Source organism: Vreelandella indica (assembly GCF_037070225.1).
GTDB lineage: Bacteria > Pseudomonadota > Gammaproteobacteria > Pseudomonadales > Halomonadaceae > Vreelandella > Vreelandella arctica.
Genome location: NZ_JBANSO010000008.1, coordinates 119,126 through 145,952, shown reverse-complemented (window position 1 = coordinate 145,952; position 26,827 = coordinate 119,126). Strand labels below are relative to the sequence as shown.

At 55.7% G+C, this 26,827-nt stretch carries 24 protein-coding genes and 2 tRNA genes; 6 read left to right on the top strand and 20 right to left on the bottom strand.

The window, feature by feature from the left end; translation table 11 throughout:
* Window positions 1-49: 49 nt before the first annotated feature.
* Window positions 50-709, top strand: a complete 660-nt coding sequence (locus tag V8L71_RS07670) for a YecA/YgfB family protein (protein ID WP_336273690.1) — start codon at window positions 50-52, stop codon at window positions 707-709.
* A gap of 15 nt (window positions 710-724) precedes the next feature.
* Here V8L71_RS07670 and V8L71_RS07665 read toward each other — a convergent pair whose 3' ends face one another.
* The 7 genes from V8L71_RS07665 to ampD form a co-directional block, all read right to left on the bottom strand.
* On the bottom strand, window positions 725-1,846 hold the full coding sequence (locus V8L71_RS07665) for a phospholipase D-like domain-containing protein (RefSeq protein WP_336273689.1): 1,122 nt from the start codon (window positions 1,844-1,846) through the stop codon (window positions 725-727).
* A gap of 33 nt (window positions 1,847-1,879) precedes the next feature.
* On the bottom strand, window positions 1,880-2,623 hold the full coding sequence (locus V8L71_RS07660) for a class I SAM-dependent methyltransferase (RefSeq protein ID WP_336273688.1): 744 nt from the start codon (window positions 2,621-2,623) through the stop codon (window positions 1,880-1,882).
* A complete protein-coding gene (gene tsaB / locus V8L71_RS07655; protein WP_035562177.1) occupies window positions 2,620-3,318 on the bottom strand; it encodes a tRNA (adenosine(37)-N6)-threonylcarbamoyltransferase complex dimerization subunit type 1 TsaB in 699 nt (232 codons plus the stop codon). The genes V8L71_RS07660 and tsaB overlap by 4 nt, the downstream gene beginning before the upstream one ends.
* 123 nt (window positions 3,319-3,441) lie before the next feature.
* The gene (gene adk / locus V8L71_RS07650) at window positions 3,442-4,095 is read right to left on the bottom strand and encodes an adenylate kinase (protein WP_035562174.1); all 654 of its coding nucleotides are present in this window, start codon (window positions 4,093-4,095) and stop codon (window positions 3,442-3,444) included.
* 254 nt (window positions 4,096-4,349) lie between these two features.
* Window positions 4,350-6,386, bottom strand: a complete 2,037-nt coding sequence (gene aceF, locus V8L71_RS07645) for a pyruvate dehydrogenase complex dihydrolipoyllysine-residue acetyltransferase (protein ID WP_035562171.1) — start codon at window positions 6,384-6,386, stop codon at window positions 4,350-4,352.
* A gap of 58 nt (window positions 6,387-6,444) precedes the next feature.
* The gene (aceE, locus tag V8L71_RS07640; protein ID WP_101147550.1) at window positions 6,445-9,117 is read right to left on the bottom strand and encodes a pyruvate dehydrogenase (acetyl-transferring), homodimeric type; all 2,673 of its coding nucleotides are present in this window, start codon (window positions 9,115-9,117) and stop codon (window positions 6,445-6,447) included.
* Between the two features lie 402 nt (window positions 9,118-9,519).
* Complete coding sequence (gene ampD, locus V8L71_RS07635; protein ID WP_035562168.1) at window positions 9,520-10,101, bottom strand: 1,6-anhydro-N-acetylmuramyl-L-alanine amidase AmpD; 582 nt, start codon at window positions 10,099-10,101, stop codon at window positions 9,520-9,522.
* 93 nt (window positions 10,102-10,194) lie between these two features.
* Here ampD and nadC point away from each other — a divergent pair, with 93 nt between their 5' ends.
* Window positions 10,195-11,049, top strand: a complete 855-nt coding sequence (nadC, locus tag V8L71_RS07630; protein WP_035562164.1) for a carboxylating nicotinate-nucleotide diphosphorylase — start codon at window positions 10,195-10,197, stop codon at window positions 11,047-11,049.
* A 6-nt stretch (window positions 11,050-11,055) separates the two neighbouring features.
* Here the strand turns inward: nadC and V8L71_RS07625 are convergent, their stop codons facing one another.
* Window positions 11,056-11,580, bottom strand: coding sequence for a GNAT family N-acetyltransferase (locus V8L71_RS07625; protein ID WP_008955953.1), 525 nt, complete (start codon window positions 11,578-11,580; stop codon window positions 11,056-11,058).
* A gap of 164 nt (window positions 11,581-11,744) precedes the next feature.
* Here V8L71_RS07625 and tsaA point away from each other — a divergent pair, with 164 nt between their 5' ends.
* Window positions 11,745-12,482, top strand: coding sequence for a tRNA (N6-threonylcarbamoyladenosine(37)-N6)-methyltransferase TrmO (tsaA, locus tag V8L71_RS07620; protein WP_035562158.1), 738 nt, complete (start codon window positions 11,745-11,747; stop codon window positions 12,480-12,482).
* A 15-nt stretch (window positions 12,483-12,497) separates the two neighbouring features.
* Here the strand turns inward: tsaA and purC are convergent, their stop codons facing one another.
* The 3 genes from purC to dapA all read right to left on the bottom strand — a co-directional run bounded on the left by purC (window position 12,498) and on the right by dapA (window position 15,193).
* Window positions 12,498-13,214, bottom strand: a complete 717-nt coding sequence (purC, locus tag V8L71_RS07615; protein ID WP_035562154.1) for a phosphoribosylaminoimidazolesuccinocarboxamide synthase — start codon at window positions 13,212-13,214, stop codon at window positions 12,498-12,500.
* Between the two features lie 32 nt (window positions 13,215-13,246).
* Entirely contained in the window at window positions 13,247-14,230 is a 984-nt protein-coding gene (locus V8L71_RS07610) for an outer membrane protein assembly factor BamC (protein WP_101147551.1), read from the bottom strand.
* 78 nt (window positions 14,231-14,308) lie between these two features.
* Window positions 14,309-15,193, bottom strand: coding sequence for a 4-hydroxy-tetrahydrodipicolinate synthase (dapA, locus tag V8L71_RS07605; RefSeq protein WP_035562146.1), 885 nt, complete (start codon window positions 15,191-15,193; stop codon window positions 14,309-14,311).
* 283 nt (window positions 15,194-15,476) lie between these two features.
* Here dapA and V8L71_RS07600 point away from each other — a divergent pair, with 283 nt between their 5' ends.
* Complete coding sequence (locus tag V8L71_RS07600; protein WP_035562142.1) at window positions 15,477-15,953, top strand: peroxiredoxin; 477 nt, start codon at window positions 15,477-15,479, stop codon at window positions 15,951-15,953.
* A 53-nt stretch (window positions 15,954-16,006) separates the two neighbouring features.
* Here V8L71_RS07600 and V8L71_RS07595 read toward each other — a convergent pair whose 3' ends face one another.
* Window positions 16,007-17,107: an AI-2E family transporter gene (locus V8L71_RS07595; RefSeq protein WP_008955947.1), complete on the bottom strand. Its 1,101-nt coding sequence runs from the start codon at window positions 17,105-17,107 to the stop codon at window positions 16,007-16,009.
* Complete coding sequence (locus tag V8L71_RS07590; RefSeq protein ID WP_035562136.1) at window positions 17,104-17,367, bottom strand: sulfurtransferase TusA family protein; 264 nt, start codon at window positions 17,365-17,367, stop codon at window positions 17,104-17,106. The genes V8L71_RS07595 and V8L71_RS07590 overlap by 4 nt, the downstream gene beginning before the upstream one ends.
* 218 nt (window positions 17,368-17,585) lie before the next feature.
* Between V8L71_RS07590 and V8L71_RS07585 the strand changes: the two genes are divergently transcribed.
* Together V8L71_RS07585 and V8L71_RS07580 are read left to right on the top strand one after the other, a co-directional pair.
* A complete protein-coding gene (locus V8L71_RS07585) occupies window positions 17,586-19,049 on the top strand; it encodes a M48 family metalloprotease (RefSeq protein ID WP_336273687.1) in 1,464 nt (487 codons plus the stop codon).
* Window positions 19,050-19,227: 178 nt separating this feature from the next.
* The gene (locus V8L71_RS07580; protein WP_336273686.1) at window positions 19,228-20,277 is read left to right on the top strand and encodes an IS110 family RNA-guided transposase; all 1,050 of its coding nucleotides are present in this window, start codon (window positions 19,228-19,230) and stop codon (window positions 20,275-20,277) included.
* 287 nt (window positions 20,278-20,564) lie between these two features.
* Here the strand turns inward: V8L71_RS07580 and nadA are convergent, their stop codons facing one another.
* From nadA to radD, 7 genes are all read right to left on the bottom strand, one after another.
* Complete coding sequence (nadA, locus tag V8L71_RS07575) at window positions 20,565-21,593, bottom strand: quinolinate synthase NadA (protein ID WP_336273685.1); 1,029 nt, start codon at window positions 21,591-21,593, stop codon at window positions 20,565-20,567.
* 270 nt (window positions 21,594-21,863) lie between these two features.
* A tRNA-Lys gene (locus V8L71_RS07570) sits at window positions 21,864-21,939 on the bottom strand.
* A 92-nt stretch (window positions 21,940-22,031) separates the two neighbouring features.
* Window positions 22,032-22,107 (bottom strand) — tRNA-Lys (locus tag V8L71_RS07565).
* Between the two features lie 147 nt (window positions 22,108-22,254).
* A complete protein-coding gene (gene rluB / locus V8L71_RS07560) occupies window positions 22,255-23,130 on the bottom strand; it encodes a 23S rRNA pseudouridine(2605) synthase RluB (RefSeq protein ID WP_008957531.1) in 876 nt (291 codons plus the stop codon).
* On the bottom strand, window positions 23,117-23,956 hold the full coding sequence (gene scpB / locus V8L71_RS07555) for an SMC-Scp complex subunit ScpB (RefSeq protein WP_336273684.1): 840 nt from the start codon (window positions 23,954-23,956) through the stop codon (window positions 23,117-23,119). Before scpB ends, rluB begins: the two co-directional genes overlap by 14 nt.
* The gene (locus V8L71_RS07550; RefSeq protein ID WP_336273683.1) at window positions 23,953-24,903 is read right to left on the bottom strand and encodes a segregation and condensation protein A; all 951 of its coding nucleotides are present in this window, start codon (window positions 24,901-24,903) and stop codon (window positions 23,953-23,955) included. Before V8L71_RS07550 ends, scpB begins: the two co-directional genes overlap by 4 nt.
* Before the next feature lie 99 nt (window positions 24,904-25,002).
* The gene (radD, locus tag V8L71_RS07545) at window positions 25,003-26,814 is read right to left on the bottom strand and encodes a DNA repair helicase RadD (RefSeq protein ID WP_336273682.1); all 1,812 of its coding nucleotides are present in this window, start codon (window positions 26,812-26,814) and stop codon (window positions 25,003-25,005) included.
* Window positions 26,815-26,827 lie beyond the last annotated feature (13 nt).

Below are 26,827 nucleotides of genomic sequence, written 5' to 3'. Positions count from 1 at the left end.
GTTTCCTAGTGACCGATGATTACCGATTCGCATTGATGAGGCTTTACTCATGGCAGAGCGCAGCGACACGCCCGACACAAACACGCCCCCGCAGCCACTGCTCGAGGATGAGCAACTGGACAGACTGGATGACTTCCTCGACTCGGATCAAGTGGATGAAGACGCCCTTGATCTGATCTCCGCTCATGGCTTCTTGGTGGCGCTTGCCGTCGCCCCTAGCGAAGTGCCGCCCGCCCAGTGGCTGGCAGAGCTTTTTCAGGGCGAGCCACGCTATGCCGACGACGCCGAGCGCGATGAGATTATCACCCTGCTCACGCTGCTGCGCGACAATGCGGTGGCAGTGCTTGAACAAGGTGGCTTACCCGAACTCCCCTTTGAGCTAACGCTGGCCGGCGAGCCTGCCGAAGAAACACCTATTGGCGACTGGTGCGCGGGCTTTATGGAAGGCGTTTTCAGCGATGAAAGCGCTTGGTTTCAAGACGATGAAGAGGCCGCCGCCACGTTGCTGCTGCCGTTTATGCTGCTCTCCGGCTTGTTCGATGATGAACCCGACATGGCCGAACTTGCTAAGGACCAAGCGCGCCAGGAGTCGCTGGTGGTGCAGTTGCCTGAGCTCGTTTTGGACCTTTACCTGCATTACCGTGTACCGCCAGAAACCGCCAAACCCAAGCCGCGCAAGAAAACGCCTGCCAAGGGCAAAAAACGCTAACCCTAGCCGCGGCCCTTATTTAAGCCGCATGATGATTCCATCCAACACGCCGTAGATCCACTCACGAGCGCGCTGCCCCCAGGGGCGCGCCGCCCAGGCAGCGGCGTCAACTTCCTGACTTGCGGCAAAGTTACGTACAAAAAGCTCACGCACATCCTCCGCCAATTGAGGGTCTAGCGCCTCTTGATTGGCCTCCAGGTTCCAGTGCAGGTTCCAGTGGTCAAAGTTACACGAACCAATGCTTACCCACTTATCGGCGAGCACAAATTTGGCATGGATAAAGGTCGGCTGGAACTCAAAGATGCGCACCCCCGCTTTCAGTAGCGAATGGTAAAAGCGTTGACCAGCAAAACGCACGCTAGGATGGTCATGCTTTGCCCCAGGCAGCAGCAGGCGCACGTCGATCCCCCGCCGTGCGGCCCGCACCAAGCGACGCCGCAACGCGAAGGTAGGCACGAAATAGGGTGTACATAGCCACAGCCGCGTTTCCGCCTGGTTGACGCGCTCATGCAGTGAATGGCGTATTGCTTGGTATCGATAGCCCCGCGCCGACATCGCCCGCCCCGGCTGGCCATCGGCATGCGCTTGTGGCTCACGCTGTTCAGGCAGTGCACCCGCGCTATTATCGCCCTTCTCAGCGCGAGTTAGCCGCGAGCTCCAGAGTCGTCTAAACAGCTGCTCCCAGTCCGCCACCACCGGTCCATCAATACGTAGCGCAATCTCATACCAGGCATTCAGGAACTCATCTACCGCGCCAAAGCCACCGGTAAATGCCCGTTCGCCGTCAATAACGACAATTTTGCGGTGATCGCGGCTTAAGTTAAGCGCTAAGGAGTGAAAGCCAATGGTATTAAAAAAACGCAGTTTTACACCGCCTTGCTTCAATCGCTGGCGGTCTTCGCTAGACAACCCCATCGAGCCATATCCATCCAGCAGCAAACAGACCCTGACTCCGCGCTGTGCAGCGTCAATCAGCTCAGCAATAACTTGATCGGCAAGCTCCCCCGACTCCATCAAATAGAGCTCGACCAACACATAGTGACGAGCGCTATGTACTGCTTCAAACATGGCTGGCAGAAAGCGCGTGGCCTCTGGCAGCAGCGTAAATCGATTACCTTCTCGCCACGCATTCTGCATGGGTGCTCCTTGCATGATCACCGCGCGAACGCACTAACGCACTAATGAGCGATGGACATATAAATCATAGCGGCTGGTTTTGCCTTCAAGCGTGTGCTGCGGTGCCGGGCCCTCGATAGGTGGTGCCTTGCGGGGCCGCTTGACTACCACTCGGTGGGTGGCTACATCCAGCGCCGCTTCAAGCAGGCGCGGGGCATCGTCGTCATCCCCAGCCAACTCACGAAACAGGCGCATCTCTTTTTTCACCAGCGCCGATTTTTCGCGGTGGGGAAACATCGGGTCCAGGTGTATCACCTGCGGCGCAAAATGAGCACTGGCAACAAGCGCCGCCAGAGATTGAGCAGCATCGCCATGGCGCAGCGTCATTCGGGCGGCTATATCTGCCGTATCGCTATGTCTGGACGCACGCTTTAAACCGTCTTCCAGCAGGGCTGCTATCGCGGCCACACGTTCAATTAACAGCACCTGGGCGCCGAGACTGGCCAACACAAACGCATCGCGGCCTAGCCCTGCCGTTGCATCAACAATGCTAGGTGACACGCCCTTGGCTAGCCCACAGGCCTTTGCAACCAGCTGCCCCCGCCCACCGCCAAAACGTCGCCGATGGGCCGCTTTGCCCGCCACAAAATCGACACTGAGCGGCTTTCCGTAGCGTTTTTCATCACCAACCAGCGCCAACCCGTCTTCCCCCTGAACCAAGCACAGGCCGTCAGGTAGAGCAATGTTCTCAACGTCGCTCTCGACATTGGTCTCAACTGGGCTCTTCACAAAGCTCATGCGGGCTTTTTCCAAGCGACGTCGTTACGCAGATACACCGGTTGAACCAAGTGGGCCGCCTGCCCCAACCCAGCGGCAAAATCACGTGCCGCCAGCCACGCCATCTCTTCGGCGCGGGGCTCTAAGTCATCCAAATGCTGGGGCATGCTTAGCTGTAAATCGACGGTGAAGCGCTCCCACAGCGTAAAGCCGCTGCCTACGCCCACCCAATCGGTTTCATCGCCGGGCAAGCGCAGTGCTTCTGGGGCCAGCACGGCCTCGGTGCTCATCGGCGTAATCGTGTCTTTCAGGCAGTGCCAGGTCGCGGCGTACACTTCGCCCATGCGGGCATCTAACGCCGTTACCACGTGGCGAAGGTGGTAACGGCGGTGAGCCTGAAGCGCCAGCGCTTCCAGCGTTGAGATACCCAATAGCGGGCAATCGAGGCCAAACGCTAGCCCTTGGGCAGCACCTGCGGCGATACGCAGCCCGGTAAACGAACCCGGCCCACGGCCAAACGCTACGGCATCAAGCTGGGAAGGCGTTACCTGCGCTTCGGCAAGCACTTCATCCACCATTGGCAGCAACCGGCGAGTATGGGCACGGGGCGTCATCTCAAAGCGCGCCAGGCAAGTAGCCCCCGTCTCGTCTTGGCGCAATAGGGCTGCAGAACACGCGCTAGAGGAGGCGTCCAGGGCAAGCAGATGTAACGGCATAGCAAGTGGCCACTCGAAAGAAAGATGGCAGCATTATACCTTTGTCACGCCATCACGACGATGGCCCGCCGAAGCGGGCCATCGTTGGCAGGTAATAACGATGCGATTAAACAATAGCGTTTATTAACTTAGCGCTTCTTTCACCTGACGGGTGATGTCGGTCACGCTGCCTACGCCTTCAATGCGGTGATATTGAGGAGCGCTCTGCGGATCCTGCGCGGCCCACTGCTGATAATAATTAACCAGCGGGGCGGTTTGATCGTGATAAACCGACAGACGATTGCGCACCGTGGACTCCTGGTCATCCTCACGCTGAATCAGCGTTTCGCCAGTGACATCATCTTTGCCCGGCTCTTTCGGCGGGTTGTGATCAACGTGATAGACCCGCCCCGAGGCCTGGTGAACACGGCGACCCGCCAAGCGGCTAACGATTTCTTCATCGGGCACGGCAATTTCCACCACGTGATCCAGCTTAACGCCGCCCTCTTTCATGGCATCGGCCTGGGGAATCGTGCGCGGGAAGCCATCGAACAGAAAGCCATTTTCACAGTCTGGCTGGCTGATACGCTCTTTGACCAGATCGATGATGATGTCGTCAGATACCAAGCCACCGCTGTTCATGATCTCTTTTACTTTCAAGCCCAGCTCAGTGCCATCTTTAATGGCCGTGCGCAGCATATCCCCGGTGGAAATCTGCGGAATCTTAAATTGCTCGCAAATAAACTGAGCTTGAGTCCCCTTGCCCGCGCCGGGGGCACCCAACAGGATTAAACGCATGGCTCTGCTCCTTGAAATTCTTAGTATGAAGAATGAGTATGAAAATGAGTATGGAAAATCTGTTAACCGACAATAACCGCGCCTCTCAGGCGACACAACTCCCCAAAAGCCTGAGAGACCCGCTTTTATTTCAATTTTTTTAAATTAAAACAGCCAAATGCCGTAAAACTACCACTTTGGTCGCCCTGCTAACCATTTAGCAAACACAAGCGGCGCCCCGAGGGGCGCCGCTTTTAAGACTCTATCGCTACCAATTACAGCAGTAAACGACGGATATCGGTCAACACATCTGCCAGGAAGGCGGTGAAGCGGGCTGCGTCAGCGCCATTGATGGCACGGTGATCATAAGAGAGTGACAGCGGCATCATTAAGCGCGGTTGGAAGGCACTGCCATCCCATACCGGCTTCATCTGCGCTTTAGACACACCCAAAATAGCCACTTCCGGCGCGTTGACGATTGGCGTGAACGCCGTGCCACCGATCGAGCCGAGGCTCGAAATAGTGAAACAGCCACCGGTCATCTCGTCACGCTTGAGCTTTTTGGTTTGTGCTTTCTTACCCAGATCCGCCATTTCCTTGGCAATCTCCACCAAGGATTTTTTATCGGCGTCGCGCACCACCGGCACCATCAGGCCATCGGGGGTGTCAACCGCGATACCGATATGGACGTAGTTCTTCCATACCAGCGTTTCGCCATCGCCCTTCAGGCTGACGTTGAACTGCGGAAACTTACGCAGCGCAAACGCACAGGCTTTGACCATAAACGGCAGCGGCGTCAGCTTGGCGCCTTGGGCTTCCACTTCGGCTTTCATCGCCTTACGGAAAGCTTCCAGCTCGGTAATGTCCGCTTCGTCGAATTGCGTGACGTGGGGAACATTGAGCCAGCTACGATGCAGGTTAGTCGCGCCCATTTTGAGCAGGCGACCCATCGGCTTCTCTTCCACTTCACCAAACTGGCTGAAGTCGACTTCCGGAATAGGCGGAATACCCGCACCACCGGAGGCCGCAGCTGTGCCGGGCTGCGCTTTGCCTTGATTTGCAATGGCTTGCTTCACGTAGGACTGTACGTCCTCTTTAAGCACACGATCTTTCGGGCCGCTCGGCTTTACCAGTTCCAGGTCGACGCCCAGCTCACGGGCCAGCATACGTACGGCGGGGCCAGCGTGAACCAATTTGCCGTCACGCGGCTTGTGGGCCGCCATCTGCGCTTCTGGGCTGGGGGTGCCCGCTGGCGACTCAGAAGGCTTGGCGCTAGCCTTGCTCTGCTGGGCCTTTTCGGGCGCCGTTTTCTCAGGGGCCGCCTTTTTCGGCGCGGCTTTTTTGCCACCGCCGCTGGCAGCCACTTCGATGTAGCCAATGACATCGCCTTCCGAGACGGTGTCGCCCTCTTTGACGGTTAGCTCAAGGAGCTTACCTTTGTAGGGGCTGGGCACATCCATAGAGGCCTTATCGGACTCTAAGGTGATCAGCGGGTCTTCTTCGTTGATCTCGTCACCGACCGCTACGCCGATTTCGATAATCGGTACGTCAGAGGCGCCAGAAATATCCGGTACGCGAATTTCTTTGCGCTCCGGTTCGCCACTAGCGGCTTCTTCCTGATCATCTTCTTCGGCGGGCTCTTCCGGTTCGCTGCGGGCTTGGCTAGCGGCTTGATCATCAGAAGCTTCTTCTGCGTCATCGCCGCCTTCGCCCGCAATCTCCATCTGGCCGATCACATCGCCTTCAGAAACTGTGTCGCCTTCTTTTACAGTGAAGCTGACGATTTTGCCGCTATGAGGGCTGGGCACGTCCATGGAGGCTTTATCAGACTCCAGGGTAATCAGCGTGTCTTCGGCTTCAACCTCATCGCCTTCACTCACCGCGACTTCGATGATTTCAACGTTATCCGAGCCACCCAAGTCGGGCACCTTGATATCAACGGTTTGCTTACCACCGGCTGATTTCTTGGCAGCAGGCTTCTCGGCCTGCGGCTTTTCTTCTTGGGGCTTTTGCTTTTCTTCTTTCGCTGGGGCTGCTTCTGGCTCAGCGTCTTCGCTACTGCTGTCGCCGCCGCCTTCCACTTCCAGCTCAACGATATCGTCACCTTCGGAGACGCTATCGCCTTCCTTGACCAGCACTTTAAGTACCTTGCCGCCTTTCGGGGCCGGTACATCCATGCTGGCTTTGTCAGATTCCAGAGTGATCAGGGTGTCTTCCGCTTCAATGACGTCGCCTTCTGACACCGCAATCTCGATGATTTCGACATCGGTATCGCCACCGATATCGGGAACTTTGATGATTTCGCTACTCAAGGTCGCGCTCCTTCCAAATCGGATCGAGCCGGTGAGCATTCGCCCACCGGGCAGCGGTTTAGCTAGTCAGCGGGTTAGGCTTATTAGCGTCAATGCCGTACTTCTTCAACGCTTCGCCGACAAGCTTGCGATCAATCTCACCGCGATCAGCCAGCGCACGCAGCGCGGCTACAGTGACGAAGTAGCGATCCACTTCGAAGAAGTAGCGAAGCTTCTCGCGGGTATCTGAACGGCCAAAGCCATCGGTACCCAGTACAGTGTAGTCACCCGGCACCCAGGCGCGCACTTGGTCCGCATACAGCTTCATATAATCAGTTGACGCGATCACCGGGCCATCGCGCCCTTCCAGGCACTTAGTCACGTGAGGCTTATTGGCCTCCGCATCTGGGCTTAGGAAGGCTTCACGGTCAAGCTGTAGCGCTTCACGACGCAGCTCGTTAAAGCTGGTCACGCTCCAGATGTCGGCGCCGATGCCCCAATCGTTCTCAAGCAGGGTGGCAGCTTCTTCGACTTCGCGCAGAATCGTGCCAGAACCCAGCAGTTGAACGCGGCCTTTGTCACCCTTGGTTTCGCGCAGCAGGTACATACCCTTGACGATATCGTCGGCCGGTACGTTCTCCAGTGCAGGATGCTCGTAGTTCTCGTTCATCACCGTCAGGTAGTAGAAGCAGTTCTCCTTATCGGTGAACATGCGCTTCAAGCCATCCTGCAGAATCACTGCCACTTCATGAGCGTAGGTGGGGTCATAGCTGCGGCAGTTGGGAATGGTGGAAGCCTGAATCAGGCTGTGACCATCCTGGTGCTGTAAACCTTCGCCGTTGAGCGTGGTGCGCCCCGCCGTGCCGCCGACCATAAAGCCGCGCGCCTGCAAATCGCCTGCTGCCCAGGCCAAATCGCCAATGCGCTGGAAGCCGAACATCGAGTAGTAGATGTAGAACGGCAGCAGCGTGACGTTGTTGTTGCTGTAAGAGGTCGCGGCAGCTATCCAGGCAGACATGGCGCCAGCTTCGGTAATACCCTCTTCAAGGATCTGACCTTTCTGATCCTCGCGGTAGAACATGATCTGGCCTTTATCCACCGGCTCGTACTTCTGGCCTTCCGAGGTGTAGATACCCAACTGACGGAACATACCTTCCATACCGAAGGTGCGTGCCTCGTCAGGGATAATCGGCACCACTTTTTTGCCAAGCGTCTTATCTTTCACCAGGCCATTCAGTACGCGCACGAACGCCATGGTGGTGGAGACTTCACGACCTTTCGAACCACCCATTTGCGAGGCAAAGGTTTTATCTTCGAGGCTGGGAATCTCCAGCGCCTCAAAGTCGCTCTGACGGCTGGGCAAGTAACCACCCAGGCGCTCGCGCTGCAGGTGCATGTACTTAAGCTCGGGAGAATCATCTTCCGGCTTGTAGTAGGGAACGTCTTTGAGCTGCTCATCGGTGATCGGAATACCAAAGCGATCGCGGAAGGTCTTGAGCGCCTCGTACTCCATGCTCTTAACCTGGTGCGCTTCGTTGGCCGCTTCACCATCGCCGCTACCCATGCCGTAACCTTTAACGGTATGGGCCAGAATAACCGTTGGCTTGCCGTTAGAGGTGTTAACCGCCTCGTGGTAGGCCGCATAAACCTTGAACGGATCGTGGCCACCGCGGTTGAGCTTCCAGATATCTTCGTCAGAGAGGTCTTTGACCATCGCTTCGGTTTCTGGGTATTTGCCAAAGAAGTGCTCACGAGTATAAGCACCGCCGTTGGCTTTGTAGTTCTGGTACTCGCCGTCGACCGCTTCGTCCATGCGCTTCTGAAGGATGCCTTTCTTGTCCTTCTCGAACAGCGGATCCCAGTGGCGGCCCCAGACGACCTTGATCACGTTCCAGCCAGCGCCACGGAAGACGCCTTCGAACTCGTCCATCACCCGCGAGTTACCGCGTACCGGGCCGTCAAGGCGCTGCAGGTTACAGTTGATGACGAAGATCAGATTGTCGAGGTTTTCACGGCCCGCCAGTGAAATGGCGCCCAAGGATTCCGGCTCGTCACACTCGCCGTCGCCCATGAAACACCAGATCTTACGGTCATACATATCTTTCAGCTCACGGTGATGCAGGTACTTCATCACGTGCGCTTGATAGATCGCTTGAATCGGGCCCAGGCCCATCGACACCGTGGGGAACTGCCAGTAGTCCGGCATCAACCACGGGTGCGGGTAGGAAGAGAGACCATCGCCATCGACTTCCTGACGGAACTTATCCATCTGCGCTTCGCTCAGGCGTCCTTCCAAATAGGAACGGGCGTAAATGCCTGGCGCCACATGCCCTTGGATATACACCAAGTCACCAGCAAAATCGCCTTGGGGCGCGCGAAAGAAGTGGTTAAAGCCTACATCGTACAACGTGGCAGACGACATGAAGCTGGCAATGTGCCCGCCCAGGCCCGGCTTGGCGCGGTTGTTACGAATCACCTGTGCGATGGCGTTATAACGGATCAAGGAGCGAATACGACGCTCCATGAACAGGTCGCCAGGCATCGGTGCTTCGCGGTGAACCGGGATCGTATTACGGTGCGGGGTTGTCACCGAGAAGGGCACCTTCATGCCGTCCCGGCGCAGGCGATCCGCCAGGCGGGTCATCAGGTAGCGGGCACGATCTTCGCCCTCACGATCCAATACCGACTCTAGGGAATCAATCCATTCCGTAGTTTCGATCGGATCGAGATCTTCTCTTGTCTCCAGACTCATAGAGGTCTCTCCGAATGACGATAAATGACAATTAGCCCCGCTACCCTAATGGGCCTGGGGCGGCGGTGTGGAAGTCCACCACGCGCCAACATTCAGCCGGTGAATAAACGCCGGATAGGGGTTTTAGCTCTACATTCAACAAGCTACGTACCGTTTTATGTAGTAAAGCTACACAAATGTCGTAAAAGTTAGCCTTTTGTATAGGGGAAGATACCGCAAAGTCGTCACGCTGCCAATTCTGTCGGGGCGGAAAAGCCTATCGAAAACAAACTATTGCACTGCAACATAAGCAAATTAAAGACCTCATTCTTCAGTATCAAATAAGCCAACAATTGTAATTAAACTACTGTTTTATTGCTTTGTTATTGAAGCACTTAGTTATTAAAACACCTAATCGCCCCCCTACTTCTCAGCCTGTGACGTTAACCGCTGCTGGAAATAAACCCAGTCAAATGCTGGGCCTGGATCTGTTTTGCGCAGCGGCGCGACATGGGCATGGCTGGTGATACGGCGGCTATTAAGCTGTGGATAGCGCGCGATTAGCCAAGTCGTTGCTTCTACCAAGGCGTTGTACTGGGCTTTGGTGTAGGGGGTAATGTCGTCCCCTTCAAGCTCAATGCCTACCGAGAAGTCGTTGAGCGCTGTTCGCCTTTTTAGCTGATATGCATCCCACCAGCAAGAGCGCCCGGCGTGCCATGCGCGCTGATCCGTATCAACAAATTGAACGCACTCTCCATCGCGACGTATTAGCAGGTGCGCAGAGACTCTCAGATGAGCTATTTCAGTGAAAAAGGGATGTTCATCTGCCACCAGCCGATTGGTAAACAGCGCCTCAATGGCATTACCGCTAAACACGCCTGGGGGCAGACTGATCGCATGCAGTAGCAGCAGCGAGACTTCGTCGCTTGGGCGAGCGTCGCAGTTGGGTGAGACCACGTGCCGAGCGCCTTCCCACCAGCCACTTAACGGTTGTTTCTCTTCCACGCGCACGCTCTCCTCTATATTAGCGCTCTCTTTCACTGCTCATTTTCACTATAATACTGGTCACACTTGACGACGTTCTGAGAACTCACTGCCATGCATTATCAATCCGCTCTTGCAGAAGAAATCCGCGCCAGCGCTGCTCGTCTGCTAGCCGAAGACGTGGGCCCAGGTGATATTACCGCGCAATTGATCCCTGAACACCAGTGGGCCAGCGCCGATGTGATTACCCGTGAAGCCGCGGTGCTGTGCGGTGCACCTTGGGTGGATGAGCTTTTTCGCCGCCTGGATAACCGAGTAAGCCTGAACTGGCACGCCGCTGATGGCGATAGACTTGAGGCTGGCCAGTGTTTTTTAACCCTGGAAGGCCCCGCCCGCATCCTGCTCACCGGCGAGCGTGCGGCGCTTAACGTGCTGCAAACGCTGTCTGCCACTGCGACCGCCACCCGTGCTTATGTCGACCTGATTGAAGGTACTGGCGTGCGCCTGCTCGATACCCGCAAAACGCTACCCGGCATGCGCTTGGCGCAAAAATATGCGGTCACCTGCGGTGGCGGCCATAACCACCGCATTGGTCTATGGGACGCGTTTTTGATCAAAGAGAACCACATTGCTGCCTGTGGGGGCATTCAAGCAGCCGTTGCACAAGCACGCAAGCTGGCCAGTGACCTCCCAGTGGAAGTGGAAGTAGAAACCTTTGAAGAGCTGGATCAGGCGTTGGCAGCGGGTGCCGATATTATTATGCTCGACAACTTCGCCATTGAAGACCTGCACGTTGCGGTAGAAATTAACGGCGGCAGAGCCACCCTGGAAGCATCAGGCAATGTGGACGACGCTACGCTACGGGCAATCGCCGATACCGGCGTTGACTGTATCTCTAGCGGTGCGCTAACCAAGGATATCGCCTCAATCGACCTATCGATGCGCATAACCCGCAGCTATAATGTGTAGCTAGACTTACGTTTCCACGGCGTTAAGTGCCTTGGAAAGTCGATACCGCTTGAGCGATTCACCACTGCGCTCCACCCACTGCTCGCCGTGGTTTTCCCAGCCGCGGCGCATTAGACGCTCGTAAAGCATCGAACTGGCCTCAATCTCCACCTTGCCTTTGCCCTGTTCGAGCAGCATACGCTCAGCGTGAACCAGTAGCGTGGTGCCAATGCCGCGACCAGCAAGAGAAGGCCAGACATAGAGCGTTTCAATCCGCCCGGCATCTAAATCTACTTCCAAAAACCCCACGCAGCGTCCATCACAGGTAGCAATTAACGTGGTATACAGCGCTTGCCGCACTGCCCAGGCACTGCCTTCACGGGGTAGCGCTTGCGCCCATGCCCGCCGCTCATCCAGCGTATAGTGGGTAGCAGCCCCTTGCATGACGGCGTGGTAAAACACTTCTGCCTGATCGGCGGCATCGCGTGCCAGTGCCGCGCGATACATAACCCGCGCACTCGTTGGCGCTTGCTGCTCATCGCTATTACTCATGCGTCACCTCTGCACTGTTCAGCTAACATTTGGTCAATGCCTATTCAAGCAAGACCTCTTCGATCACGCCGCTTTAGATCACACCCTATTGGGTCACGCTTAAGCCATCGGCTGCTTTATACTGTTTTATACTACGCCAATAAATCCTAGCAAAAGGCAGTGTGATGGACGATGCCCCTAACAGCGAGCACTTTACGCTATCGCCCATTGGCCACATGGTCAGCGACTACCCTGACAAATTCGGCATTCCGCGCCAACCAGGGCTCGCACCCGCGGCTAACGCCAAGCTTGTGCTCGCCGCCCCCTACAATGACCCTCTCGCCGTGCGTGGTTTAGAAGACTTCAGCCACCTGTGGTTAAGCTTTATATTTCATCAAAGCCCGCAACGCTGGTCGCCGCTGGTGAGGCCGCCACGGTTGGGCGGTAATAAAAAAGTGGGCGTTTTTGCCAGCCGTAGCACCCATCGCCCTAATCGTCTGGGGCTATCACTGGTAAGGCTAGTCGGTATCGACACTCAGCAAGGCGTCGTTTTGGCGTTACAGGGCTGCGACTTAGTGAGCGGCACGCCGGTGGTTGATATCAAACCCTACTTGCCCTGGGCTGAATCTCAGCCTGATGCAAAGGCTGGTTTTGCGCCGCAGACGCCGTCACTGTTGGCGGTGTCGTTTCACCCAGCGGCACTGGACACCCTCACCCAACGCTCAGACAGCGCCACGCTGCATGCATTAATTGAGCAAGTACTAAGCCAGGACCCACGGCCCGCCTATAAGCAAAAAGAGTTAGCGTCTAAACGACTTTACGGGGTACGCCTGCGCGATGTAGACGTTAAGTTTCGTCAGCGTCAACAAGGCGAAGCCACCACCTTAGAGGTGATGGCTATCGAACCTTACGACGAGCGATAAAACAATGATGACGTTTTAAGCGGGAAAGGTAATACCCAGGCGGCGACCAACTTCTTCATACGCCTCAATCACGCCGCCCAACCCCTGGCGGAAGCGATCCTTATCCAGCTTTTCACGGGTGTTAGCGTCCCAAAGGCGGCAACCATCCGGCGAGAACTCATCCCCTAATACCACCTCACCCTTGAAGACACCAAACTCAAGCTTGTAATCCACCAGCAGCATATCGCCCTCGGCAAACAGCGCTTTGAGGATATGGTTAACCTTGAAGGTCAATGCTTTCATTTTGGCGAGCTGCTCGGGCGTTGCCCAACCGAAGGTCTCCGCCAACGACTCGTTAATCATCGGGTCGCCCTTCTCGTCGTTCTTCAAGAACAGCTCGAAGGTAGGCGGTGTTAGTGCAATACCCTCTTCCACACCTAACCGTTTTACCAAACCACCGGCGGCGATATTGCGCACTACGCACTCCACCGGGATCATCTGCATTTTTTTGACCAGACTCTCCGTACTGGAGAGCTGTTTTTCAAAGTGAGTGGGAATGCCCGCTTCCTGCAGCCGCTCCATAATGAAGGCGTTAAAGATGTTATTGACCATTCCCTTACGGGCCAGCGACTCCACTTTTTTGCCATCGAAGGCGCTGGTGTCATCACGAAAGTTAAGCACCAACAAATCCGGATCGTCGGTGGTATACACAGATTTCGCCTTACCGGCGTAGAGTTCTTGGCGCTTTTCCATGGGGGCTCCGTAAGGGATCAAGGGTCAATAAATTAACGTAAATAACCGGAGACACGCTCAAGCAGCTCGCGCTGATCATCGGCGCTGAATGCCCGTTCGCTGGCGTTGATGGCACGCAGGATCGTCTTGTCGCCATCAGGCTGTAGGGCAAGGCGGATCTCTTGGGACATCTTGCGTACGTCCGCGCTGAATACCATTTGCAGCGGGTTACGATTGCGCTCGGTTTCGGTCATATATTCAACCAGGAACTCGTGGCTACTGGGGTCAGAGGCAAGCAAGTCGCGCTGTCCTTCCTGAGCAAAATCCAGTTCAAGGTAGTGGTTCAGTTCAGCCCATACGCGGTCCACCGGCTGCGGAATAACCACTTCCCACTCTTCACCCTGCTGGCGAACTTGTAACGTTTGCTCATCGGTAAGGCGCTGAGCGGTCCAGGAAGATGACACGCTGGCAGAAGCGCTGCGTGCACTTAGATGGCTTTCCAGTGCGTCCAGACAGCTAGTCATGGTTTGCCCACCGCTTTCACAGCGAACTTCGCTACTGCCTGCGCGCAGCGCACTCTGCAGGCGTATTTCCCCCTGGGACGTCACGATAACGCCCTGGGACGCGCTGCTCTGCAGCACATTCAGCTGTCGGCTGCGTACAAACTCTTCCAACTGCGGCCACACCGTACCGGTGTCGGCGGCCACCACTAGCCAGGTTTGATCACCGACTTCGCGGCGCTCAACGTACTCAGGCTCTAAGCCACTGCCAATAGCCAGTGATTGGGGCGGACGAATTTCTGCCGCTTCGTCAAGCCGTGTCCCTTGGGTGGCGGCTTGAGGAACCGGCAGCGCATCGCGGTAACGTTGGGGATTACGGGTCTCTGGCAACACCAACGGAGGCGCCGGAGCAGCCTCGGTGTAGTCCAGGTTACGGTCGTGGTAAAAACCATCCCGTGCGCAACCAGAGAGCGCGACAGCCGCTGCGAGTGCCAGCGGAACCCATTTAAGCGCACGTATTTCAAGCACAGAGCTCATCAAGCCACCTTAAGTCAACAAATCAGGTACCCAGCTCAACTTATCGCTGAGCTGGGTAGCAAAGGGTATTGCGCCAGGTTACTCCTCTACGACGCCTGCCATCTGCAGCGCTTCGCTCACCGTGGCGTGGTACTTTTCAGACAGCCAGGTTAGCGGTAAACGAAGGCCTGCGTCCGCATAACCCATGCGATTAAGCGCCCACTTCACGGGAATAGGATTCGACTCTATGCCCAAATTGGTGTGTAGCGGCATCAGACGGGTATTAATCTGGTGGGCTTTATCAGCATCACCGGCCACGGCAGCGGTGCACAGATCATGCATCGCCCGTGGGGCAACATTCGCCGTCACGGAGATATCGCCATGGCCACCCATCAACATAAAGTCACAGGCGGTCGCATCGTCGCCGGAGTAGAGCATAAAGCCACTGCCCTTTAGACGTGAGATTAGATCTTCCGCACGCTCCAGGTTCCCTGTTGCGTCTTTCAAACCAATAATATTATCGACATCGGCCAAGCGTAAGACGGTCTCGTTGTAGAGGTCAGAGCAGGTACGGCCCGGCACGTTATACAGAATCACCGGCAGTTTGCTGCCTTCCGCGACCGCTTTAAAGTGCTGATACAGGCCTTCCTGGGTGGGCTTATTGTAGTAAGGGCACACTGACAAGCAGTAATCGGCCCCAACTTCCCCGGCGTAACACGCCAGCTCAACCGCCTCAGAAGTGGCGTTAGCCCCAGTCCCTGCGATAACCGGAATACGACCATTGACCTCTTCGACAACGCTGCGAATCACGTCAAAGTGCTCCGCGAAGGACATGGTAGTGGGTTCGCCCGTCGTGCCAGCAGCCACAATGCCATCGGTGCCATTTTCGAGATGGAAGTTCACCAGACGACGAAGCGCCTCCCAGTCGATGTCGCCATTGACCTTCATAGGCGTCGCCAGGGCGACAATGCTGCCTGTGATCATCCGTTTATTCCTCACCAGCCAAAGTGTGATATCAACTATCTGTGTTTTAAGTGCTATGTATTTTACGTGCTATGTCTTTAGCAAACTGGGCGCCATCGCGATACTTTGTATAAGGCGCTGGCGTTCCACAGAGAGCAAATGGTACTCAGGCGATTCGAGCCTGTACAGCGTAAAGCGGTGCAAGTTTGTCACCGGCCTGATTTGAGCTTTGACAACTGCCCCTGGCTTACGTGTAATCGCGCGTGACTACTAATCTTAACACCCACCCTCAAAAGGACGCCTTATGTCTGTTGAAATTGGTCAACCCGTTGCTGACTTTTCCGCTACTGCAACTGGTGATTCCACCGTGACGCTGGCGGAGCTGCGCGGCAAACAAGTGGTTATTTATTTCTACCCCAAAGCCAGCACCCCAGGCTGCACCACCGAGGGGGGTGACTTTCGCGACCGTAAATCCGCCTTCGATGCTGCCAATACGGTCATCCTCGGCGTCTCTCGCGACGGCCTACGTGCGCAGGAGAACTTTAAAGCCAAACAGGATTTTAATTTTGATCTTATCTCTGACAAGGACGAAAACGTCTGCACGCTGTTTGACGTTATCAAGCTCAAGAAAATGTACGGCAAGGAGCATCTCGGCATAGAGCGCAGCACCTTCTTGATTGATAAAGAGGGCAAGCTCGCCAACGAATGGCGTGGTGTTAAGGTGCCTGGTCATGTTGATGAGGTACTCGCCGCGGCTGAACAACTTAACGCTGCCAGTTAACCCCTATGCCCGCGCTGAGGATACCCAGCGCGGGCCGTGTTTAAGCGCTACGCTTACTCTTTTGCTGGGGCTTGCAAGCTACGACGCTCCTCTCGCTCCTGCATACTACGCGGCCAAGCGTAGATCAGCGCTTTCAGCAGCGTCGCTAATGGAATAGCAAAGAAAATACCCCAGAACCCCCAAATCCCGCCGAAGAACAACACCGCCACAATGATAGAAACCGGATGGATATTGTTAGTTTCAGAAAATAATACCGGGGCTAATACGTTGCCATCCAGCGCTTGAATCACTCCATAAGCTACTAGCACATACACAAACTCCTCGCTGAGCCCGAAGTGAAACCCAGCGACCGCAGCCACCGGCAGTGTTGCCACCGCCGCCCCGATATACGGCACCAATACAGAAAACCCCACCAGAACGGCTAACAACGCGGTATAAGGCAATCCAAAGAAGGCAAAGGTAAAGAACGTTACGGTGCCTACGATAATGATTTCAATGAACTTGCCGCGGATATAGTTGGCAATTTGATCATCCATCTCACGCCAAATACGCGATAACAGCGTGCGTTTTTGGGGCAGCAGTGAAAGCATAAAGCCAACCAATACGTCGCGATCCTTGAGCATGAAGAAGACCAGAATCGGCACCAGTACCAGATAGATAATCAGCGACATAATGTTGCCTAGCGATGCCAGCGAAAGCGTTAAGGCACGCTGCCCTAACTGGCTGATCTCGCGGCTCGCCACGCCTATCCAGTTCTGCATCTGGTCCGGCGTAATAATGTTGGGGTAGCGCGCTTGCAGCTCATCCAGCCAGCCTTGACCACTGGCGAACATCCTCGGTGTTTCTTGTACCAACCCCACTAACTGATTCCAAATCAGCGGCATTAAAATAAACGCCAGGGTTAACAAGACACTAATAAACGCCAGGAATACCATGATCACCGCCAGCAAATGCGGCAACCCACGGCGGGTAAGTGCGCTCACCACGCCTTGCAGTAGAAAAGCAATTACCAGTGCAGTGAAAAACGGTGCCAGCATACGGCCAAACCAAATGATCGCCGCAAAACCTGCCACCAATACTACCAGCAGAATCAGCGCCTCTTCGTCGGAGAAGTAGCGCTCAACCCAGCTTTTTAAAATCGTACGCAGGGTCATGAGTGACCATCCCCGGCTTTACGAATCCAGTACACATAAACATCGTCACGCTGTTCACGGCCTTCCAGGGTATGCGCACTTTGATCGGTAAACGACGCGATATCCCGCCACGAACCGGCGTCCGTTGAACGCACCTCCAGCAACTGACCTGCTGCCAAGGTAGCTAAGGCTTGCTTAGCTTTCAGTAGTGGCAATGGGCAATGCAGCCCACAAGCGTCAAGCACCGTATCGGGTTGAAAGCCCCCGGTTTGCTCAGACATACACTCTCCCTCAAAATGACCTGCCTATTCACGGCATAGATTTGTAAATGTTGCTGCATAGACATTGTGTAATAGACGCCGCCGCATAAACTGTCTTGTTAGCGATTGATTTCACTAGGTCGTCGATTTAACGGCACTTCCCCGTCTTTATCAATGTCATAGTATTAATCGATGTCATACCCTGACTGTAGCGTTTAACCATCACCCATGAGGATGCCATGCCGACCTTTCGTACCGCTTACCCAGGCTGGATATGTGCGTTCGCTTGCGCCTGTGGCAGTTTACTTTTTAGCCCCCCAAGCGTTGCCATCAACGATTACGACCTGCCGAGCCTGGGGGCGGCGTCTACCTCGGTCAGCAATGAAGAGTACCGCCTGGGCCGCGCGTGGTTACGACAGTTTCGTGCTCAAGCCCCCCAGTGGCAAGATCCTATTACCAGCGACTACCTGGAAAGCCTGATTGCCCGGCTCGCCCCCCATAGCAAGATTAATGGTCTACGCACTATTACCGTGATGGTGGATAACGAATCGCTTAACGCCTTTGCCGTGCCTGGCGGGGTGGTAGGCATCAATTCAGGGCTGTTCGCCTTTGCCGAAGATGAAGGTGCCTTCGTTTCGGTACTGGCGCATGAGTTGGGCCATCTCTCTCAACGCCACTATGCACGGGGAAGCGCACGGGCATCACAAACCCAACTGCCCGCCATGGCGGCCATGCTAGCCGGCATGTTAATTGCTGCGAGTGGCGGTGGTGACGCGGGCATGGCGGCCGCCATGGGCTCCCAGGCAGCGCTCATACAGGATCAGCTCAGCTATTCACGTTTATTTGAACAAGAAGCCGACAACCTAGGCCTCCAGGCGATGGCCGACGCGGGCTACGACCCAGAGGCCATGGTGCGCATGTTCGCCGCTATGCAGCGCATGGCCCGTCTGCAGGGCGATACACCGCCGGAGTTCCTGCTTAGCCACCCGGTCACCGATAGCCGCTTAACCGCTGCCCAGGATCGCGCTGCCCAGCTCAATGTCGCCGATGCCTATACCAGCGACACCCTTTACGACATGATGCGCGCCCGCGCCCTGTTGAGCATTTATGCCAACACGCCTGAGCAAGCGGCTTCGCGCCTTGCCCAAGAAGGCGCTGACGAGACTGCCCAGGGCTATCTGGACGCCTTGATCGCTGCCCGTAACGGCCAGACTGATAATGCCTTACAACGCCTTGATCAACTTGCCAATCAGCAGCCTGACTTTGCCATGCTCCCCGCCTCTGCCGCGAGCGTCGCCTTAGAGGCCGGTCAGTACGATGAGGCCATCCAGCGCAGCCAGCGATTGCTGCGCTTTATGCCTAACTACCTACCGGCTCAACTGATATTGGCCGAAGCACAGCTACAGCGTGATCCTCAATCGGCTTATAACGTGTTACGGGACATGGCCGATCAGCACCCAGAAAATCCACAAGTCTTCAATCTATTAGCTGAAGCCGCCGGACGCAGTGGGCATGATGGCTGGGGACATTTGGCCCGCGCTGAGCACCTGCAATTGACGGGCCGAGTAGACCGCGGCATTCGCCAGCTCTCCATCGCTCGCGATGCGGCGGAACGTGAAGATGATCAGCAGGTAGTAGCCAGGATTGAACAGCGCCGCGAGGCCTTTATTGAGTATCGCGAAGCGCTGGAAGATTTCAACTAAATCTAGGTCAACTAAACCCATGTCATTGCGAGGAGCGCAGCGACGCGGCAATCTTAACCAGCGGTTGCAATAACCCTAAGATTGCTTCACTTCGTTCAATGAAAGGGACTCCTCCCCTCTCGAAGCTTCAGAGAGCTACATTGATAGTTGAACCACTTCAATGCGGAGGGGAAGAGTCATGAACAAGCATAAGATAATCGGTATTGATCTGGCAAAGCGTGTTTTTCAAGTGTGTGTTGTCGACACCCGCTCCTCGCGTGTTCAGGTCAACAAAGAGCTTAAACGGCATCAGGTCTTGGATTTTATGCGCCGCCAACCGGCCTGTCAGGTGTTCATGGAAGCGTGCGGTGGATCGCATTATTGGGCGCGACAACTGCAGGCCCTCGGCCATACCGTTGCCCTCATTTCGCCCCAGTTTGTGACGCCTTTTCGCAAAGGGCACAAGACCGATGCCAATGACGCCCTCGCTATTGTAGAAGCCGGATGTCGTCCGGACATGCGCTTCGTACCACTCAAAAGCGTAGAGCAGCAGGATATTCAGAGCCTGCACCGCATTCGGGAAAGGTACATTCATCAGCGCACCCAGTTGATCAATCAAGTTCATGGGCTATTACAGGAGTACGGGATTATCAGCGGTCGTGGTCAGAAGGCATTAAAGCAACGTGTTTGGCGCGTGTTAGAAGATGCCGACAACGAACTCTCAATGCTGATGCGTGACTTAATCGCTGAACAAATGGCAGAGCTGGATCGGCTCAACGAACGTATTCAGTCACTGGATAAGCGGGTGGAGCTGATGAGCCGCACCACAGTGCCTTGTCGCGAACTCCTGGCGATAGAGGGTGTGGGGCCGGTGGTCGCCACGCAGCTCTATAGCGCCCTCGGGAAAGGCGACGCGTTCAAGAAAGGTCGCCAAGCGTCAGCCTATCTGGGGTTAACGCCGAAGCAACACAGCAGTGGTGGTACCGCAAGCATCAAGGGCATTGGCCGAACGGGTCAAGTCTCACTAAAAGCCGCCCTGATACGTGGCGCACACTCGGCCATCAACACCGTGGGTGACAAACAGGATGCTAAAAGTCGTTGGCTACGATCCCTGGTCGCTCGCGTTGGCAAGAACAAAGCGGCTGTTGCGTTAGCGAACAAGACAGTACGAACCGCCTGGGCGGTTCTGCACAGCGGTCAGTCCTATTGTAGAGAGTTTAACGATGGTTCAGCGCTGATAGTGAGCTAAGCGGCACCATCAGCGCCTAAGCGCCGACAGGCGGCTACCTTGTTGCTGAGCAAGGATCGATGAAAAACAGGTCAGACCGGCCTTCTCGAAACCTGATCATTGCGATGGCTGAAAAAGCCTATCGTTCGTTGAGGAGAGAAGGTGCGCGACGTTCATCAGGGTCAGGGGATAGCGTCCCCATTAAGAGACCGACTATACGCACGCATCGGCTTATGTTTTTCCATCATCGTCGCTTGCAACCGGGGAGGAGTCCCTATACGCAATGACATTCGGTTAATCTTTTCTCGCTAGGCGTTAAAATTAAGCATCCGCTCCAGGGGCATCAAGGCCTTCAAACGCATCGACTCATCGACCTGAATCTCACCACTTCCCTCGCGCAATGCACCCGCCAGGTTATCCAGCGCGTTCATGGCCATCCAGGGGCAGTGCGCGCAGCTGCGACAGGTAGCGCCGTTACCTGCGGTGGGCGCTTCAAACAGGGTTTTATGGGGCACCACCTGCTGCATCTTGAAAAAGATGCCTCGGTCCGTCGCCACAATCAGCTTATCGTTAGGTAGCTCTTTAGCGGCCTTGATCAACTGCGAAGTGGAACCGGCCACGTCGGCCAGTTTCACCACCGGCTCGGGCGACTCGGGATGCACCAGTACCGCTGCATCGGGATAGATTCGCTTAAGGTCTTCAACGCCTTTGGCCTTGAACTCTTCATGGACGATACAGGCGCCGTCCCACATCAACATATCGGCGCCGGTTTTCTTCTGGATGTAGCCGCCCAAATGCTTATCAGGCGCCCAGAGAATCTTCTCGCCTTTGGCCTGCAGGTGCTCAATCACCTCTACCGCAATCGATGAAGTCACCACCCAATCCGCTCGCGCCTTAACCGCCGCGGAGGTGTTGGCATACACCACCACGGTGCGATCAGGGTGCGCATCACAAAAAGCGCTGAATTCATCGGCAGGGCAGCCAATATCCAGTGAACAGGTCGCTTCAAGGGTGGGCATGAGCACGCGCTTTTCCGGCGACAGTATCTTGGCGGTTTCGCCCATAAAGCGAACCCCGGCAACTACCAGCGTGGTGGCGTCGTGACGGGCACCAAAGCGTGCCATTTCTAGCGAATCGGCAACGCAGCCGCCGGTCTCTTCGGCGAGCTGCTGAATAGCATCATCGGTGTAATAATGCGCGACCAAAACAGCGTTATGAGCTTTCAATAGCTGCTTGATTTCTTCGACCCTTGCCAAATCTTCCGCCGGAATCCGGGTCGGACAGTACGCAACGGGCAACGGAGCACTGAGCTCGGCTTGAGTAGTCATAATAGTCATCGTGTCTACCACTGTGACGAACAGGGAATCCCCCTGCTAAACACTGGGTCACGGCACAGGCGCGTTTCGCTCTATTCCCGCACCGCTCGCGTGCGATGGGCCGCTACGTCTCTCGCGGTGGCCTATCGTCTGAATATCTATTCTAGCCCATTCTGATTGGAAATAGCTGCCCGCTGCAAACAGATTGTCACGTAGAGGCATTACCCAAAAGTGCTTTTCACCCGCATAGCAAAACGCCCCTGGCAGCTATGCTGCCAGGGGCGTTGAATTTGGTGGGTCGTGCAGGATTCGAACCTGCGACCAATTGATTAAAAGTCAACTGCTCTACCAACTGAGCTAACGACCCAAATTTGCGCTGCTACATCATCATACTGTCTTCGTTCACAACCACCCGACGCCACTTGTTGTTCAAACATATCGTAAAAACAACGGCTTTGATGGTGGGTCGTGCAGGATTCGAACCTGCGACCAATTGATTAAAAGTCAACTGCTCTACCAACTGAGCTAACGACCCGCCTGAACGGATGCATATCCTACGCTTACACCCTTTTGATAGCAAGTGTTTTTTAGTCTCGGATAACAGAAATGAACCATACAACGTGCCTGATTGAACAATACAGACCGGTTCAGGCACGTTCACTTATCTACTTAGCGGGCTTTGTTAACGGGCTTTGCTTTTCGGTTTACGCATCGCTTGAACCGGCTTACGCTTGTGCTTATCGCGGTTCCAGCGGTTCTTTTCATCGGGCGTCAACGCAGGCACTTTACGGGTTTCTAAGTTAGCCAATGTCGCTAAGTCATCCACCTCATCCTGGTTAAGTTCAACCCATTCACCGGCTTTAGCGCGCTTATCGAGGAAGATGTTGCCGTAACGCACGCGTTTCAGGCGACTCACCGTGAGGGCTTGCGACTCCCAAAGGCGCCGCACTTCGCGGTTACGACCTTCCAAAATTACCACGTGGAACCAGGTATTGATGCCTTCGCCGCCAAACTCCTGCACATCCGTGAAGCGAGCCGGGCCGTCTTCCAGCATAACGCCATCGACCATCGCCAGGATATGCTCGCGCTTCACTTCACCCATTACGCGAACGGCATACTCACGTTCCACCTGGGTAGAGGGATGCATCAAGCGGTTGGCCAACTCGCCATCCGTGGTAAACAGCAGCAAACCGCTGGTGTTAATATCCAGGCGACCAATCGCAATCCAGCGCTCGCCTTTCAAGCGCGGCAAGCGTTCAAATACGGTGCGCCGACCTTCCGGGTCTTTGCGTGTGCACAACTCGCCTTCCGGCTTGTTGTACATAATCACTCGACGCGGCACTTCCTCTTCAGGGCGCAGCGATACCGGGCGATCATCAAAGCTGACTTTATCCCGCGCTTCAACACGGTCACCCAGCTTGGCCACCTGGCTATTCACCTTTACACGGCCATCGGAAATTGCCGTTTCCATCTCACGCCGTGAGCCAAGGCCTGCGCGGGCCAGGACTTTTTGCAGCTTTTCGCTGGTAGGGGGCGTGGTGCTATCACTCTGACTCATGGTCGTCTGACCTCACATCGGTAGTCTGCGTGCGCTCGCGCTCTTCTTCGTTCGCGCGCTGCGCACGTGCCGCCAACCGTGCCTGTAAATCGGCAAAGCTTAGCGGCTGGGTTAACGCCGTCTCGGCGTGCGTATCGGCTGTTTCAGCCGACGTTATGTCTTCTTTCTGGGGTGGCGCATCCTGCACCGTTTTGATCGTTTCGTCTAGTGCTTCGTGGTCTGAACCGGTGTCTTGTTCTTCCTGGATAGCAGCATTATTAGTCATCCCTGTGTCTTCAGGTATTTCGCTCTCGTCCCAGTTCGCCAGGGTGTGCATCGGCGGCAGCGCATCGAGCGTTTTTAATCCAAAGTCATCTAAAAAACTCCGCGTGGTGGCATATACCGCCGGGCGCCCCGGCACATCCCGGTGGCCCACTACCCGAATCCAACCGCGCTCCGCCAGGGTACGCATGATTGAACTGCTTACACTGACCCCACGCACCTCTTCGATATCGCCACGAGTAACCGGCTGGCGGTAGGCGATCAGCGCCAGCGTTTCCAGCAAGGCCCGTGAATAGCGCTGGGGGCGCTCGTCCCATAACCGCGACACCCACTGCGACAGACGCGGGCGAATGCGTAGCTGATAGCCTGAGACCGTTTCCAACAACTCTAGCGCCCCAGCTGAATGTCGCAACTGCAAGCGCTCAAGGACATCGCGAAACTCCTTGCGAGTCGGGCATTCGCCTTCAAGAAAAAGCATTTCTAGACGTTCAAGGGGTAACGGTTCGCCAGCGGCCAGGAGCGCCGCTTCAATAATGTCATCTAACGCGTTGGCGGCACTATTCATGGCGTCTCTTCTCCAGATTCAAAGGCGGACTCACCATAGGCATCGTCTTCTATCTCGCTCGCCTCAAAAGCGCCCTCCTCATCGTCGGCAAGGGCGGCACGCCGAGCACGTACGTGGATCGGCGAAAGCGGTGCATTCTGAACAATTTCAATCATGGCTTCTTTGGCCAGTTCTAAAATCGCCATAAACGTGACCACCACGCCAGGCCGCCCTTCTTCTAAGGTGAACAGCGCTTCAAAGGGGGTATAGCGATGATGCGCATCATCGTAGCTGAGTAACTCCATAATCTTGAGCATGCGCTCGCGGGTAGATAGCACCTCGCGACTGATCTGGTGGGCTTGCACCAGCTCAGCGCGCTTGAGAATATCCGAAAGCGCGCTGAGCAATTCATCCAATTCCACCTCAGGGTGAATCACACGAGATTCCAGTGGAGGCAAGCCCGCCTGCACGCTGAACCAGTCACGCCCCATGCGCGGTAGCGTATCCAGTGTCTCGGCTGCCTCTTTGAGGCGTTCGTACTCCTGGAGGCGTCGGATAAGCTCTGCGCGAGGATCCTCCTCATCGTCGCCCTCGGCCTTCGGCGGGCGGGGTAACAAGGTGCGCGACTTGATCTCAGCGAGCATAGCGGCCATCAGCAAGTATTCACCCGCTAACTCAATCTCCATGGCCTTCATCAGTTCCACGTATTCGATGTACTGGTGGGTGATAGTGGCCACATTGATGGTCAGGATATCCAGGTTCTGACGCCGAATCAGGTAGAGCAGTAAATCCAGCGGGCCTTCAAAAGTCTCCAGAAAGACGCGTAGTGCCTCGGGAGGAATATACAAATCCTCCGGCATTTCCGTTATCTGCTCATTGAACAGGCGCCCAAACGAAACCGCCACTGGGTCAGTGGTCGCAGCGTCAGGATTCTCTAGCTCAGTCGTATCGCTTGGCGTCTCGCTCACGCGGGTCGGCTCTCCTGGTAAAAGGGGATCAACACAATCGCACAGTTTAGCAAAGTCGACACCCTTGGCGACGCCCAAGTCGCAGGTAATGAAAGCGCATCACCCTGCCTCCACCGCTTTACGATAGCGTCCTTCGTAATCAAACAGCTTGTCGCGGATTTGGAAATGGCGGCCCACTTTACGGCCTACGACAAAATCAGGATGTCGCAGGCGGCGCTGCTCGGCAACGACCTCATCAGCGCTTAGCGGCTGCCATTTACCGCCTGGTGCGCGCAGGTGATAGCGCAGAAATGCGGCATAAAAGGCACGCCGTTGAGCAGGCGTTTCCAGTGCGAACCACTCGGAGAGCTGGGTGCCATCTTCATCGTGGTAAGTCACTTTCAAACGCGGCAGGCCACGACCATTGGTCGTCGCTTCCAGTTGCATACCGCCTACTCGCAATACTTTGGCATCTTTCAGCTTTAGGGCATCTTTTAGCTTGTCATCTGCGTCCACCAATAGCTTGTCGCAGCCATGGCAGCCCCGGGCAGCGATATCATTTTCGGCACCGCACTCATCGCAAACTTTAAAGCGAAACCGAAAGTCACACTGATGGCGCTTACCCTCATCATCTTCCATTAGCCCCTGGCACCGGCGGCCAAAGTGCTCGATGACGATGTCACCATCTCGCTTGCCCCAGTATAGATTGGCGTGGCCGCAGGCGGGACACTCGACCTGCACCGGCTCGCTGTCGCTATTAGGCTTCGGCTCACCCACTTCCGGCGCGAAGATATCCCAGGGGTTACCGGCATAGTCCAGAATCAGGCAGTCACTCTTACCCGGCGATAAACGCAGTCCTCTGCCCACCATTTGTTGATAAAGGCTAACCGACTCAGTGGGGCGTAAAATAGCGATCAGATCCACGTGGGGAGCATCGAAACCAGTGGTCAGCACCGCGACGTTAACCAGATACTTCAGCTCCCGTGCTTTGAAGGCATCAATTAGCGCTGTGCGCTCCTGGGAGGGGGTCGCGCCGGTGATAAGCGCCGCTTCGGCTCGCGGCAAATAGCCGATAATTTCTTCGGCATGGGCCACCGTGGCGGCAAAGATCATTATCCCCTGGCGATCAGCCGCGCGTTCGACGATTTGTCCGATAATACCCGGCGTTGCCCGGCTACCCGCCACCACGCGATTGAGTTCCTCCTCCTGAAAAAAACCGCTTGAAGAGGGCTTGAGGGCTGAGAAACCATAGCCCTCAATGGCCATATCCAGGCGCTTGGGAGCCGCCAGATAGCCCTGTTTCACCATCAGCCGCAGCGGCTGCTCAAAGACACAGTCGCGAAAAAAACTCTCTTCACTGCCCCGCACCATGCCGTGGTGATGGCGATAATAGATAAAACCCTGCCCTAACCGATACGGCGTCGCGGTGAGCCCGAGAATTTTAAGCTGTGGGTTTTGGGCCCGCAGATGCTCAATCACTTGGCGGTAGCTTGCATCCTCGTTAAGCGATACGCGGTGACTCTCATCAATGACCAGCAAGGTAAAATTAGCGTCATTAAAGCGATCTAAGTTGCGTACCACCGACTGAACCGAGCCAAAGACCACTTGCCGACTCGCCTCTTTACGCTTTAAGCCCGCGCTAAAAATATCGGCCTCAAGCCCATACGCCTGATACTTGGCATGGTTCTGCTCCACCAGCTCGCGTACGTGGGCCAGCACTAACACTCGCCCCCGCGCCAGGCGCGCTAACTCAGCAATGACCAAGGATTTACCGCTGCCGGTAGGCAGCACCACCAACGCCGGCTCACTGGAAGCACGAAAATGAACGACCACCCGTTTTACCGCTTCCTGTTGATAGGGGCGCAATTGGGGCGTCTGGGCTATGGATGAGAAAGGCGGCCCTGAGGCCGCCTTGAGGTGTTGCGTCATCATTCACCTATGAGGG

Bases quoted from the DNA above. Each gene is read 5' to 3' on its own strand.
- V8L71_RS07670 (WP_336273690.1), top strand. From the start codon at position 50: ATGGCAGAGCGCAGCGACACGCCCGACACAAACACGCCCCCGCAGCCA.
- V8L71_RS07665 (WP_336273689.1), bottom strand. From the start codon at position 1,846: ATGCAGAATGCGTGGCGAGAAGGTAATCGATTTACGCTGCTGCCAGAG.
- V8L71_RS07660 (WP_336273688.1), bottom strand. From the start codon at position 2,623: ATGAGCTTTGTGAAGAGCCCAGTTGAGACCAATGTCGAGAGCGACGTT.
- tsaB (WP_035562177.1), bottom strand. From the start codon at position 3,318: ATGCCGTTACATCTGCTTGCCCTGGACGCCTCCTCTAGCGCGTGTTCT.
- adk (WP_035562174.1), bottom strand. From the start codon at position 4,095: ATGCGTTTAATCCTGTTGGGTGCCCCCGGCGCGGGCAAGGGGACTCAA.
- aceE (WP_101147550.1), bottom strand. From the start codon at position 9,117: ATGAGTCTGGAGACAAGAGAAGATCTCGATCCGATCGAAACTACGGAA.
- nadC (WP_035562164.1), top strand. From the start codon at position 10,195: ATGCATTATCAATCCGCTCTTGCAGAAGAAATCCGCGCCAGCGCTGCT.
- V8L71_RS07625 (WP_008955953.1), bottom strand. From the start codon at position 11,580: ATGAGTAATAGCGATGAGCAGCAAGCGCCAACGAGTGCGCGGGTTATG.
- tsaA (WP_035562158.1), top strand. From the start codon at position 11,745: ATGGACGATGCCCCTAACAGCGAGCACTTTACGCTATCGCCCATTGGC.
- purC (WP_035562154.1), bottom strand. From the start codon at position 13,214: ATGGAAAAGCGCCAAGAACTCTACGCCGGTAAGGCGAAATCTGTGTAT.
- V8L71_RS07610 (WP_101147551.1), bottom strand. From the start codon at position 14,230: ATGAGCTCTGTGCTTGAAATACGTGCGCTTAAATGGGTTCCGCTGGCA.
- dapA (WP_035562146.1), bottom strand. From the start codon at position 15,193: ATGATCACAGGCAGCATTGTCGCCCTGGCGACGCCTATGAAGGTCAAT.
- V8L71_RS07600 (WP_035562142.1), top strand. From the start codon at position 15,477: ATGTCTGTTGAAATTGGTCAACCCGTTGCTGACTTTTCCGCTACTGCA.
- V8L71_RS07595 (WP_008955947.1), bottom strand. From the start codon at position 17,107: ATGACCCTGCGTACGATTTTAAAAAGCTGGGTTGAGCGCTACTTCTCC.
- V8L71_RS07590 (WP_035562136.1), bottom strand. From the start codon at position 17,367: ATGTCTGAGCAAACCGGGGGCTTTCAACCCGATACGGTGCTTGACGCT.
- V8L71_RS07585 (WP_336273687.1), top strand. From the start codon at position 17,586: ATGCCGACCTTTCGTACCGCTTACCCAGGCTGGATATGTGCGTTCGCT.
- V8L71_RS07580 (WP_336273686.1), top strand. From the start codon at position 19,228: ATGAACAAGCATAAGATAATCGGTATTGATCTGGCAAAGCGTGTTTTT.
- nadA (WP_336273685.1), bottom strand. From the start codon at position 21,593: ATGACTATTATGACTACTCAAGCCGAGCTCAGTGCTCCGTTGCCCGTT.
- rluB (WP_008957531.1), bottom strand. From the start codon at position 23,130: ATGAGTCAGAGTGATAGCACCACGCCCCCTACCAGCGAAAAGCTGCAA.
- scpB (WP_336273684.1), bottom strand. From the start codon at position 23,956: ATGAATAGTGCCGCCAACGCGTTAGATGACATTATTGAAGCGGCGCTC.
- radD (WP_336273682.1), bottom strand. From the start codon at position 26,814: ATGATGACGCAACACCTCAAGGCGGCCTCAGGGCCGCCTTTCTCATCC.